At 33.3% G+C, this 13104-nt stretch carries 7 protein-coding genes; 3 read left to right on the top strand and 4 right to left on the bottom strand.

Annotation, left to right across the window (positions count from 1 at the left end):
* Positions 1-16 precede the first annotated feature (16 nt).
* The 3 genes from B0E44_RS03955 to B0E44_RS03945 all read right to left on the bottom strand — a co-directional run bounded on the left by B0E44_RS03955 (position 17) and on the right by B0E44_RS03945 (position 8454).
* Entirely contained in the window at positions 17-1006 is a 990-nt protein-coding gene (locus B0E44_RS03955; protein ID WP_077370902.1) for a glycosyltransferase family protein, read from the bottom strand.
* Between the two features lie 14 nt (positions 1007-1020).
* Positions 1021-1836, bottom strand: coding sequence for a UDP-2,3-diacylglucosamine diphosphatase (locus B0E44_RS03950; RefSeq protein ID WP_077370901.1), 816 nt, complete (start codon positions 1834-1836; stop codon positions 1021-1023).
* Positions 1837-1965: 129 nt separating this feature from the next.
* Entirely contained in the window at positions 1966-8454 is a 6489-nt protein-coding gene (locus B0E44_RS03945; protein WP_077370900.1) for an alpha-2-macroglobulin family protein, read from the bottom strand.
* 403 nt (positions 8455-8857) lie between these two features.
* Here B0E44_RS03945 and B0E44_RS03940 point away from each other — a divergent pair, with 403 nt between their 5' ends.
* From B0E44_RS03940 to murC, 3 genes are all read left to right on the top strand, one after another.
* Positions 8858-10036, top strand: coding sequence for a DUF1624 domain-containing protein (locus B0E44_RS03940; RefSeq protein ID WP_077370899.1), 1179 nt, complete (start codon positions 8858-8860; stop codon positions 10034-10036).
* 161 nt (positions 10037-10197) lie between these two features.
* Positions 10198-10887, top strand: coding sequence for a lipopolysaccharide assembly protein LapB (locus B0E44_RS03935; protein ID WP_077370898.1), 690 nt, complete (start codon positions 10198-10200; stop codon positions 10885-10887).
* Between the two features lie 58 nt (positions 10888-10945).
* On the top strand, positions 10946-12301 hold the full coding sequence (gene murC, locus B0E44_RS03930) for a UDP-N-acetylmuramate--L-alanine ligase (RefSeq protein WP_077370897.1): 1356 nt from the start codon (positions 10946-10948) through the stop codon (positions 12299-12301).
* A gap of 61 nt (positions 12302-12362) precedes the next feature.
* On the opposite strand, the gene B0E44_RS03925 is transcribed toward murC, so the two are convergent.
* Entirely contained in the window at positions 12363-12989 is a 627-nt protein-coding gene (locus B0E44_RS03925; RefSeq protein WP_077370896.1) for a DUF1287 domain-containing protein, read from the bottom strand.
* Positions 12990-13104 lie beyond the last annotated feature (115 nt).

The raw sequence follows: 13104 nt of genomic DNA, 5'->3' as shown, positions 1-13104 counted from the left end.
CTAGACAAAAATATATTTAATCATAATACGTGTCAAATAAAACCTCCAAGGTTTCTTTAATATTATTTGCTTTCATGGTAGGGTATTTTATGCGGGAATCAAGCCAATTTTCGATTATTAAATCAAAATTGTCTTCGACATCATACAGTACGGGAACACCTAGTTTTTTAAGAGCGGCTGCATTGCATTCTTGTTCATAATGCTTGCGGATAGGAATCGAAAGTATTTTTTTGCCTAGATACAAGGCTTCGGCGGGCGTTTCAAATCCTCCTCCAGTAATAATTCCTTCGCAGTTAATGAGGCTTTTATTGAATTGCTGTTGGTTAACTGGGAAATAAGTAACATTCTTAATTGTGTGCTTGGCTTCTATGCCACTCAAAAACCAGTGAAATTTTAAATTAGGAAGTTTATTGAATGCTTTTTCCAAGCAGTCTTGTTGGAAGGAGGGTAAATAAATAGTAATGTGTCCGGAGTTTTTAGGTTCTGAATGTATGATTTCGTCTTTGATAATGGGAGGATAAATAAAATCATCGTATTTGTCAAAATGTAATCCAATGTTTTTTGGAGAAGGAGCATAATGTTTTAAGATCATTTCCCCCATAATGCTTTTCTTTTCGGGTCTCGGCGTTTTAGGAGAAATGAAACTGGCTTGATGTCCAAATTGTATCGAATGCACTTTTTGTAATTTACAGGCCAAGGAAGTAATCGAGTCGAAATCGTTGATAACTACATCGTAGTTTTTTAGAGGTAAAGCATTGGCATCTTTATAGATTTGTTTGGGTTTGATGTTTTTGGCAATATCCCAATAATTCAAACCGCCGCAGGTACTGTAATGCAAACTGCAGCCTTCGCTTTTGAATTTTACAGGTAAATTAATGTCCAGACTGGCATTGTTACCACTTAAGAAAAAATCAACCTCACCAAATTTTTGCAGATAAGGATATAATTGCACCGCCCTGCTGATGTGTCCGTTGCCTGTTGCCTGTATGGCGTAAAATATTTTCATTGCTGTATATTTTTTTAGGAAAGAATTTTATTGACAATGTCATTGACCACTTTTTCCTCATTGTTATCAGAATCCGTGTAATGCTCCTTTTTATAATGATAAAGACTCCATTTTTGTTTTTTATATTCTAATGCAGTCAGATTTTCAATCCAATCGCCACTATTGAGATACAATACTTTTCCATATTCATTTTCTACTTCCTTCATTTGGGGTTTGTGAATGTGTCCACAAACTACGTAGCTACATTTTTTTTGAATAGCAACATCGGCAGCGGTAGTTTCAAAATTGGATATAAAGGAAGCCGCTTTCTTGACGCTGTCTTTTATCATTTTGGAGTAGCTTCTTTTTTCTTTGCCCAAAACAGTCAAAAACCAATTGATCAAACTGTTAATCAGAATCAACAAATCATAGCCTTTTCCGCCTAGTTTCGCTAGTATTTTAGCATAGCCTTTGGTTGAGGAATCAAAAACATCACCATGAAATATCCACGTTTTTTTGCCATCCAAATCTAATGTCAACTTGTCAACCAACTCAAAATTGCCTAAAATAAAATCAGAATATTTGCGTAAAGCTTCATCGTGATTTCCTGTAATGTAAATAACTCGTGTCCCCAGATTGGACATTTTTATAATTTGTCTTAATACATTCATGTGGGCAGCTGGAAAGTAGCTTTTGGTGAAACTCCACATATCGATAATGTCGCCATTAAGGACTAATGTTTGTGGGTTTATTGATTTTAAATACTGCAGTAATTCTTTGGCGTGGCAACCATAAGTTCCTAAATGGACATCACTTATAACCACTAATGGAATTTTTCTTTTCCTTTTCATTTTTAGTTTTTACGAAAGTAAGATCGATATGTTATCCCAATGTGTTCTGAGTATTATTTGTATATAAAAAAAAACCGTCGAGTTACTGAGACAAGACGGTTGGTATTAAATCTGTTTTTCTTTTTTTGATTATTGAATTGTCTTCACTCGAATTCCCTTAGTGTGACTTGTATATTCTGGAGCATACATACTTTCGATAGTTGAAATTCCGTTAGAGAAATTACCAGTATTGTTTACTCGAATGTCATATTCCAGCACATAAGTTCCTTTGTTTATTCGATCAAAAAAGAAATGTGTTGCTGCGTCTTTGGTGCTTTTATAAAATCCTAAACCAGCTTTATATTCGTATCCAGATAATACATCTACGGGTTCAAAACAAGAAGCGCGCATATCTTTTAAGTGAATAAATTCTATATCTTCTTTGGCTGAAAGGAGTAGGCGGATGGTAACTAAATCTCCAATTTTCAGCACATTCGAAGCTGTTATTTTTTGTAATTCAGGGCCTTTGTCTGTGTTTTTCTTGATATACAGTTCTTTTGCAATAGATAAATTAGTTCCCGAATTTGTTTTTATTTTATCCAAATCTTCAAAATACTGCCAATAAATACCGCCATATCCTGGTATTTTCGATTTATTGGTAAGGGTTATTGTCGCCATTTCTTTTTTAATTTCATTGGCTTTCCAGTTGAGTTTGATGTAGCCTGTCTCGGATTCTTTTTCATTTTCGGATAGTTTTTTGCTGACTATTTTCTGATCTCCAATTTGGAATATTGTATTGTCTTTTACACTCAGCCAATCAGAACCCTGCATTAGTAACGCATACACGGCTTCGGTGGTTGCTTTTGTGGTAGGCCAGTTTTTGGTTTGCTTGTTTTTGAGAAGCCAAACTTTCATCGCATCGATAGATTTGGTGTCGTTCGTAATTTCGGCGAAAGCCTCAATTAATAAAGCTTGGGTCTCAATAGGAGCCTGATACCAATACCAGCCTGATTTGTTTGCAATCCAGTACATACCCCAATCTTCGTTGTTGGAAGCGGTTTCTTTTAGACTTTCGAGGATTGTTTTTGCCATTGCTTTTTCTCCAAAACGATTCAATACCAAAGCTGTCATTCCTTTTTCATACAAAGTATAGTTTAGCCAATTTTCCTTGGCAGTTACTAAATAGCGTTTGGTTACTTTCTTTAAAGTATCGGAAAGTGGATAATCGGTTAAATAAAAACTTCGGGTATAGAGATAATGCAAATCAGAATTGGGATTTATCCAAATTAATTTGTCTGTTGCTTTAAGGTTTTGGGTTCTGATTTTATGATATTCTAAAAATTTGCTGTCAAGAAACGGAATTCCTTTTTCGGAAATTTGATCTATTTTTTCAATGGTTTTGTCATCAGTATTTAATTTTGCCAAATGCCCTAAGCCTGCCAAAATATGTCGGGTAATGTATTCGCTTTCATCGCTTCCGTCAAACCAAGAAAATCCTCCAGACGGTTTTTGTTTTTGCTTTAATTTTTCAAAAGTAACTTGTTGCGAAGTTTTCATTTTTTCTAAATCAAAAAGCAAGGCCAGATTCTTTTTCTTTTCATCTTCACTTTGGGCATCGTTAAGCCAAGGCGTTTCGGCAAGAATAATCGATTTTAGTTCTTCGTTTTCTTCCAGTTTGGAATTCAATTTTCCATTTTTTCTCCAAGTTTCAAAAAGGGTGGCAATTTTTGGAATACTGGAAATGATTTCCGAAGCCAAAGCATTAGCATAAAAACGAGCGAAAGTTTGTTCGGCACATTCGTGTTCGTATTCTATCAAATAAGGAAGCGATTGAATGGCAGTCCAAGAAGGATTTGAGGTATATTCTAAAGTAAACTGATGATTTTTTAAAGTGGTTGAATTGTTGTTTTTTAGATTTTCAAACGTATATTCTTTCTTTGAATTTTCCCGCACCCAAATCGGAATACTTTCGGTGACTAACATATTATTGGTTAAAACTGGCAAGATGTTTTCTTCTCCATCTGAGAAATTTCCAGCCTTTGCCAAAATTTTATATTGAACGCCCTGAAGTCCTTCTGGAATGACAATTGTCCAACTCGCAGTTGTATTACCAAATGCATCAATAGTAAAGTTTTTGACATTTTTTGTATTCAGCATTTTGGCATCTATTGGTTGCATCGTTGTTGCATCGAAAAATTGTAAAATAGCAATTCCGGTTTTGGCATCTTTGGTGACATTGGCAATTTTTGCGGTTATCACAATAGTATCTTTTTCCCTAAAGAACCTTGGAAAATTTGGTGTTACCATTAGCTCTTTTTGGGTAATTACACTTTTTTCCAAATAGCCTGTTACGGCATCTTTGTTGTGTGCCATTAATCGGAGTTTCCAAGCGGTCAATGCTTCTGGAGAGGTGAAATTAAAACTTACTTTTCCTTTGGTATCTGTTTTTAAATTCGGAAAAAAGAAAGCAGTTTCAGATAGATTTTTTCTTGCTTTAACTTGGGTTAAAGCTTCTAATGATTTTTTAGTAGTGATGATGATGACTCCGTTTTTCCCTTTTTCTCCGTATGAAGCGGTTGCTTTTCCATCTTTTAAAATATCTATTGAAATAATGTCTGCTGGAACGATTAATTGTACTTGTTCAAAAGTCATTGGCTCTCCATCTACAATGTACAGCGGATTAACATTTTTTCCATTAATTGTAGTGCCTCTGATTGTGATTCCAGGTGCTTTCTCCCCAAGCTTAATTTCTATGCCGGCTAAACTATGAACAGAATTATCATATTCAACTACTTCAACAGCAGTAGCTAGACTTTTCTTTTTCATTGCCCCATAACCTGTAACAACAACTTCTTGTAATGAAGAACTCTCTTCTTCCAGTTGAATGTCTAATTGATTGGAATTAATGCTAATGGTTTGTGTTTTAAGGCCTATATAGGAAATTTTTAACATCTCTCCAATTGCGGCTTCTATTTCATAATAACCATCAAAATCGGTTGAAGTGATTCTTTGTGTTCCGTCTATTGAGAGATATACTCCAGGCAAGGGAAGTCCTTTATTGTCTGTAATAACACCCGAAATTAATTTGGCATTAAGTGGCTTTTTAATTTTTTTGGTGAGTTGTTTTTGGTATTCCCTTTGTTGGGACACCGAATAAGTTTCATTAAAGTCAAATCCGAACCAAATCAATTTTGTGGTTTCATTATCGAGTTCGACTCTTTTTATATAAGGATTGAGATTGCGGATTGATGAATTGGTTTTGTCAAATCCTAAAGAGGTTCTATTATTCAAACCATTATGCATATAATAGTCAAAATACAAAGAAGGCCAATTCTCTTTCGTAAATTGATCCAAAGAACTGTCATACATTGATGCAAGTATTTCGGATTCTTTTGAAGTGTTGGTTGCATTCAATTTAAAAGACCAATTTTCAGCACTTCCAGGCTGTATTTTGTTTCTGAAACTTTCTATGCTAAAATCTAATTTAGGTTCTTCTTCTTCTTCTTTTAAAGTTAAAACTAAATTTTGTGTAAAAGTTTGGTTTTCGAAAACACTTTCAAAACCTATATTTACGAAATTTTTAAATTCATTCCCCAGCGGAACTTTTACAATGGCTTGATTGTTTTTTAAAATTATGTTTTCTTCAAAAAACAATTTGCTATCATAATTTCCAGTTGTGGTGATGAAAAGTTCGGGAATGGCAGATTTAAGTTGTACCAATACAAATCCGTCTTTTTTAGGGTCATCATTGAGTTGCTTTAAAGTAATCAGTTTGCTTTGGTTTAAAGTATCTTTACTTTGGGCAATTTCAAAAAATGTACTGACTGTAATTGGATTATCAAATTTATCTTTTGCCGTAAAATCTACTCTGTAATTTCCAGATTTGTAATTAGAAATAAAATCAAGAGGGAAGGATTTCTCTTTTTCAGTATTTACTGATTTAGTATAAACCAAAGTTCCTTTCTCTAATTGGTAGTCTGTTCGTTCATTAATTTCATAAGGGAAAAGACGATTAAAATCTTGATCGGAAATACTTTTGATATCGGGAATTCCCCAAACTCTTGGTTTGAATTTTGAATTATTTTCTTTTAGTAGATACAATTTTATTTCTCCTTTGGCCGCTACAAATTGGTCATTTAGATTAGTGCTATTGAGCAGGATTTCATTTTCATTTTTAGTTTCTATTTTTCGGGGAATTGTAGTTTTTAGTATCAAGGCATGATATCCTATGTTAACTTCAATATGGTTTGAATGAGTTTCTCCGTTCAAATCAGTTACATCTGCTTGTATTCTATAAGCAAAAATAGGTAGTGTTTCTTTATTCACTCTGTCATCTGGAATGGCATTAAAGTTAATGTGGAATTTACCTGAGGCATCCGTTTTAGTCTCCCCAGTAGCGATAGTAGTCGAAAGCCCTTGCCAAGAATAATAATTGCCATTTGAAGTGTTTGTTTCTCGAATTATGCGATAATTTACTTTGGCATCTGTGATGTTGCTTCCTGCAAAAGCTTTTGCATTTCCATTTATAGTAATCATCTGGTTTACTTTATAGCTTTCCTTACTTGGGTCAAATGTAACTTCAAACTTTGGACGCTTGAATTCTTCCACTTTGAATCCTTGTCTTGAGGACTCAAAATCTACATTGTCCCAAAATGGATTTTCATCTTTAGTTTTAATCAGGATAAGGTAATTTTCTGGTTCCGTTGCTTCAATACTGAAACTTCCTGTCAGCCCCGTTTTTGGTAAAGCAAATTCTCCCCAAAACGAGCCAAAGTCATTGGTTGTAACGTTGACGGTTTTAATTTCTTTGTAGTTGGCATCTTTTAATGTAATCTTAAAATCGGTTTTTGGGACGATAACTGTTGTATTTTGTTTTTTTTGAATAGCAACTCCTTTGAAAAAAACCGTTTGGCCTGGACGATAAATGGCACGATCCAAGTAGAATTCTACTTTGCCTTTAAAGTTGTCATCTTCGTTGTTTTTATAATAATCAGTGCCGTTTGCTACATAGTTTTTGTTAATTAAAATGGTGTCGTTCTCTGTGGTTAATAGAGTAGGGAAATTATTGTAATAGTTGTTAGTACTCACTTTTGATTTATAGGTTGCCAAGCCGTCAGCATTGGTTTTCATGTCAAAATAGGTTGACTTTAAAGTGACATTTTCCATCGGTTTACCTGTTTTCCTGTCGAGAACAGTGTAGTATTCGGTATCAGTTTTTGCATTTGCTAAAACTGAGATATTCGATACTGTGATGGTTTCATAAGCAAATGCTTTTTTATCTTTTAAATCAGTTTCACTTTCAAAATAAACTAAATAACTGCCGGTTTCTAACTGTGGTAAAACAACTTCGGTGGTATATTCAAAATAATCTTTCTTGTCAATGAGTTCGTAATTTTTCGTGATTAAAGGTTTTTTATTTGTTACAATTTGGGAAGCCAAACTGTCAAGTTTATGCGGGATGTTATGAAATTCGGCAATTTTGCTGTAATTTATTTTAAAAATAGAAATCGTTAAATTATTGGTGTTTTTATAATGAATAAATGCCCTAGTGTTTTCTTTATTGTAAATGTATTTTTGAAGTTGAATTTGAAGCGTTTTGGTATTGATTTCCTGTTTTTTCTGTTGAGCTAATTTGTATGCGTTCGAATGATTGGAAATAGCTAGAATACTGTCAATTATAGTAATGGCTTTTATATTGTACTCAGGATGTGTTTCTTTTGAAGCTTCTTTGGTATAAATTACCGCTTTTGCCAACTGAATTTTTTGCAACAATATTTCATCTTTGGCGTTTTTTTGTAAATGATTCAAAGTGTGTAAAAACTCTGTATCTAACTTTAAAAGATAATCATTGCAAAAAGTAATCCTATCCAGCTGATTGTCTGTAGAAGGATGATTGGTCTCTTGTTTTTGATACAAAAAAAGAACTTTTTTTAGAATGGTATCTTTTACAAAGTCCAATTTTTGCTCAGTAAAATCATTAGAATCTCCTAAAAGAGTTTTTTTATATTCCTTAAAATCTTTTGGTTGAAAACTCCATGGACTTATTTTTTTAGCATAAAAAGAAATATTTTCTCTTATCATATAATCAAAAATATTTTCTTTTTTGAGTTTTTCTAAAGTTAGAAAATCAAAAATGGCTTCGTAACTAAGTAGCGGAGTGTTTTTTAAAACAGCTTCGTTTTCAAGTGTTTTTTCAAAAGCTAAATTAATTTGGGTGTTAAAATCGTTTTGGCTCCAAGTCAAAAAATCATCATCCAGAATAGTTGTATTTGTCCTGCTTCGAATATTGTAGCCATATTTGTCAAAATACTCACTTAAACATTTTCCGTATACCAAATTCAAAATCGCTTGAGAAGGAATGCTTACTTGTTTGATTTGCGCTTTTAAATTATTTAAAATTTTCGTTTGAGCATTTTCATCCACAACTTGTAAATACTTGGACGAATAGAAAAAACATTTAATAATTTGCACTTCTTCTTTTTTTGCAACAGCTTTTTTATAGATTTTGGCAACAATTTCATTGGCAGTTTTCATTTTGCCTTCATTTTCGTTTTTGATAACCTTATTCCAATCCTTTTCGTATTGTTGTGCAAATAGTGAAGTTGATATAAAAAGAAGGGCTAAATAAAATTTTTTCATAATAGTTGTAGTACGGTGTTATGTCAAAAATAATTGTCGTACAAAATACTGAATTTTTCTTATAAATTTATTATAAGTTTTGTGTTTTCTTATTTTTAAAACAAAATAATCTTCGCTTGTTTTGGGTTAAATAATCCATAATATTGTGGAATAGTATTGTGAAGAAACCATTAATGCAGTTTATTTGTGATGAGTATCTGCATAAATTAAAAGATAAATTATTGCGTTTACAGATCGAGTAGCTAAAACAGGAATTTGAGAGGTTTTGGTAAATCCAAAAATAAGGATTAATTTAGAGTCAAATTACTGTTAAAAAGCATGTTGCGTTTAATTTTGTTTAGGTATTCTAACATAGTAATACATATGTTTTTTTATTAATTTTAACTGTCTAATAAGCTAATTTATGGCATTAACTTTACCTGTCAATACCCGAATTGAATCCATTGACTTACTGAAAGGATTAGTTATGGTTTTAATGGCACTCGACCATGTGAGAGATTATTTCCATTATTCTTCTTTCTTTTTTGATCCATCAGATCCTCTTCAGACTACTTTGCCTATTTTTTTTACGAGATGGATTACTCATTTTTGTGCACCAACCTTTAGTTTTCTAGCAGGAGTCTCCGCATATATGGCAAGTAAAAGAAGAACTCATAATGAGTTGTCGAGTTTTTTATTAAAACGTGGAATTTGGCTAATTTTTGTAGAGCTGACAATAGTCGGTTTTGCATGGTCTTTTAATGTCGATTTTAGTTCTTTTGGTTTACGTGTGATATGGTCATTGGGAATTAGTATGATTTTTTTATCGGCCTTGATTCATTTGCCAAGAATAGCTATTCTTATCTTTAGTTTGTTGCTTGTTTGCTGTCACAACTTGTTTGATAATGTTCATTATGCAGATAATTTTTGGTGGGATATTGTTCATGAACAAATGGTTTATCAGCTTACAGACAGTACCCAATTAGTGATTGGATATCCAATTGTTCCATGGATAGCGATAATGGCATTAGGATATTATTTTGGGGGATTTTATGCTCCAACTTATGATGCTAGTAAACGAATAAAAATATTTAATTACATAGGAGGAATTGCTATTGCTGTTTTTGTTTTGTTAAGATTGACAAACCTCTATGGAGATTCAAAACCATTTATACAGTTTGATACTTTTTCTCAAAGCCTGATTTCTTTTTTAAATCCAACTAAGTATCCACCGTCATTTTTGTATATATTGATGACCTTGGGCTTGTCTTTCTTGTTTTTGGCCAACACCGAAAAACTCAAAGGAAAAGTTGTGGATTACTTTTGCACCTTCGGCAGGGCTCCTTTCTTTTATTATATTTTGCATCTCTATATAATTCATTTGCTAGCCTTGATTTTTGCTGAACTATCTGGATTTGGTTGGCAGAAAATGATTTTGTCAACTTGGGTTGGATTTGAAACAAATTTGAAAGGCTATGGCTTTGACCTTTGGGTGGTTTATGTTGTTTGGATTGGAGTCATTTTGATGCTTTATCCATTATGTAAAAAGTTTGATGGATATAAACGAGCGCACAAAGAAAAATGGTGGTTGAGTTATTTGTAAAAAAGAAATTAGAATGTTTTCATCTAATAGTAAATAAATGACTTTATGAATCCTAAAGTTGATTGTGAAATCTTTTTCTAGTGCTTAATTTCCGTTCAATTATCTTTCCTTTTTTAAATTAAAAGGCTTCTATTCTTTTAGAAATTCTTTATTTTTGGAGGATGAAATTACTGCTAGGCTTCTTTTTGATATTTCCACTGTTTTTGTTTTCCCAATCTTTTGAAAAAGGGGAGAAATTATACATTGATAAGAAATACGATCAAGCGCAGCCTATTTTGGAAAATTACTTAAAAAGCAATCCAAGTCATCTCAAAACAATAGAATACTTAGGCGATATTGCTGGTCAGGATAAATCGTGGGACAAATGTATTGGCTATTATAAAAAGCTGAAAACTTTGAAACCCAATGAGGCTAATTATTACTATAAATACGGAGGCGCTCTGGGGATGAAATCTTTGGAAGTTAATAAATTCAAAGCTTTAGGGATGATTGGAGAAGTGCGGTCTTCTTTTGAAAAAGCCATTGCTTTAAATCCAAAACACATCGAAGCACGTTGGGCATTAATAGAACTGAATCTGCAACTGCCCGGAATTGTGGGCGGAAGCGAATCCAAAGCCATCAAATATTCAACCGAATTGCGTGAATTGTCACCAGTTGATGGATATTTGTCTCGCGGCTATATCGAGGAATATTTCAAGCGATACGCTAGTGCCGAACAGCAGTATAAAAGAGCCATTTTGATAGGCGAATCAAAAGTTTGTTATCAAAAATTAGCCGATTTGTATAAAAATAAAATGAAACAGCCCGAAAAAGCCAATAAGGTTTGGGAAGATTATAAAAATAAAAAATAACGGTTACTCGACAGCATTTTTCGATTAAACCTACTAACGAATAAACGGATAAATATAAATGAAAACACATTTCATTGCCATAGGCGGAAGCGCAATGCACAACTTAGCATTGGCATTACATAACAAAGGATATCAGGTTACGGGAAGTGACGACGCGATTTTTGAACCATCGAAATCCCGTTTGGAAAAGAAAGGAATTCTGCCTGCTGAGTTAGGCTGGTTTCCGGAGAAAATCACTTTCGATATTGAAGCTGTAATCCTTGGAATGCACGCTAAAGCCGATAATCCTGAACTTTTGAAAGCGCAGGAATTGGGACTTAAAATTTATTCGTATCCTGAGTTTTTATACGAGCAGTCCAAAAACAAAACTCGAGTGGTTATTGGCGGTTCACACGGGAAAACGACTATAACTTCAATGATTTTGCACGTAATGCATTACCACAATATTGAAGTAGATTATATGGTTGGCGCTCAATTGGAAGGTTTTGATACAATGGTTCATCTTACCGAAGAAAATGATTTTATGGTTTTGGAAGGCGATGAGTATTTGTCTTCGCCAATTGACAGAAGGCCTAAGTTTCATTTATACCAACCAAATATTGCCTTGATTTCCGGAATTGCCTGGGATCATATTAATGTTTTTCCGACCTATGATTTTTACGTAGAGCAGTTTGAAATTTTTATTGATAAAATTACAAATGGTGGAATCTTGGTTTACAATGAAGATGATTCAGAAGTAAAACGTGTTGCCGAAAAAGCGACTAATCCAATTCGTAAAATTCCTTATACTACTCCAAAGTACGAAGTAAAAGACGGCGTTACATTATTAGAAACTCCTGAAGGCCCTATGCCTATTGAAGTTTTTGGTGCGCATAATTTAAATAATTTGGCAGGAGCCAAATGGATTTGCCAAAATATGGGAGTTGATGAAGCCGATTTTTATGAAGCGATTGCCAGTTTCAAAGGGGCTTCGAAACGTTTGGAAAAAATTGCCGAAAGCAAAACCAAAGTTGCATATAAAGATTTCGCCCATTCGCCAAGCAAAGTGGCTGCAACCACTAAAGCCGTGAAAGAGCAATACCCAAACCGTACCGTTGTGGCTTGTTTGGAACTTCATACTTACAGTAGTTTGAATGCCGAGTTCCTGAAAGAATATGAAGGAGCACTTGAATATGCTGATGTTGCTGTGGTTTTCTATTCACCAGATGCTGTGAAAATTAAACAATTGGAAGAAGTGACTTATGAACAGATTGCCAAAGCTTTCAATAGAGAAGATTTGATTATTTACACCAACCCAACAGCTTTCAAAGAATATTTATTTAACCTAAATCTAGAAAATTCAGCTTTATTATTGATGAGTTCAGGTAATTACGGTGGATTGAATTTTGATGAGGTAAAAGGATTAGTTGAATAAACTAACTGTTTTGTTTATAATATTTAATGTGCCAATTGCAATTTTGTAATTGGCACATTTTTTATTTTACATATTTAAAGTGTCCAACAATTTCATAGCTGAACAGACAATCCTCCAAAACCTGTCCGTAGCCAACGTTGTGAACGATAAGATTTCGCTTGCCATCTGCTGATTTTTTGTTGGTAATAATTCCAATGTGTGGTAACTTTTCGTTAATCATCCAAGTTACAATTTCACCAGTTTTATAATCTTCTGCGTTTTTTGATACAGCTAATTTTATTCCTTTTCTTTCGAAGAAAACTTCAAGGTTTGGAACTCTTCGATGATCAATATTTGTGTCCGTTTTCGTCATTCCCCATTTTTTCAAATTTGGATATGACGAAAAATTAGCCTTCATATCTTCGTGAACTTCTTTTTGTAAATCAATACCAAGTTTTCGGTAAGCCCTTATCACTACATCAGTGCAAACCCCTTTGTTTTTTGGAACATCACCATTTGGATATTTTATAGAAATATAAGCTGGGTCATAATCTATGGTAGGATCAATTATGGAGATTGCTGCTCTGGATAGTTTTTCTTCAAAAGTTGTGGTTGAAGCTTCAGTAGTTACTGCTTGAAGTTTATTTTTTTCTTTTTGGCTGCAGCCATAAAATAATATTGCTATTAATAAGACAATTATTGATTTCATATTTTTTGTTTTAAAGTTACTCTTTAAACAATAAAAAAAATAATTTTAACTGTATGATTTTTCTCTACTATCTGTTAATAAATAAGGATTATGATTACATTAGCATAACTGTAAA

This window comes from Flavobacterium sp. A45 (assembly GCF_002001005.1).
Taxonomy (GTDB): domain Bacteria; phylum Bacteroidota; class Bacteroidia; order Flavobacteriales; family Flavobacteriaceae; genus Flavobacterium.
Note: the sequence above shows the minus strand (reverse complement) of the source record. Positions and strands in the feature narration are given on the sequence as shown.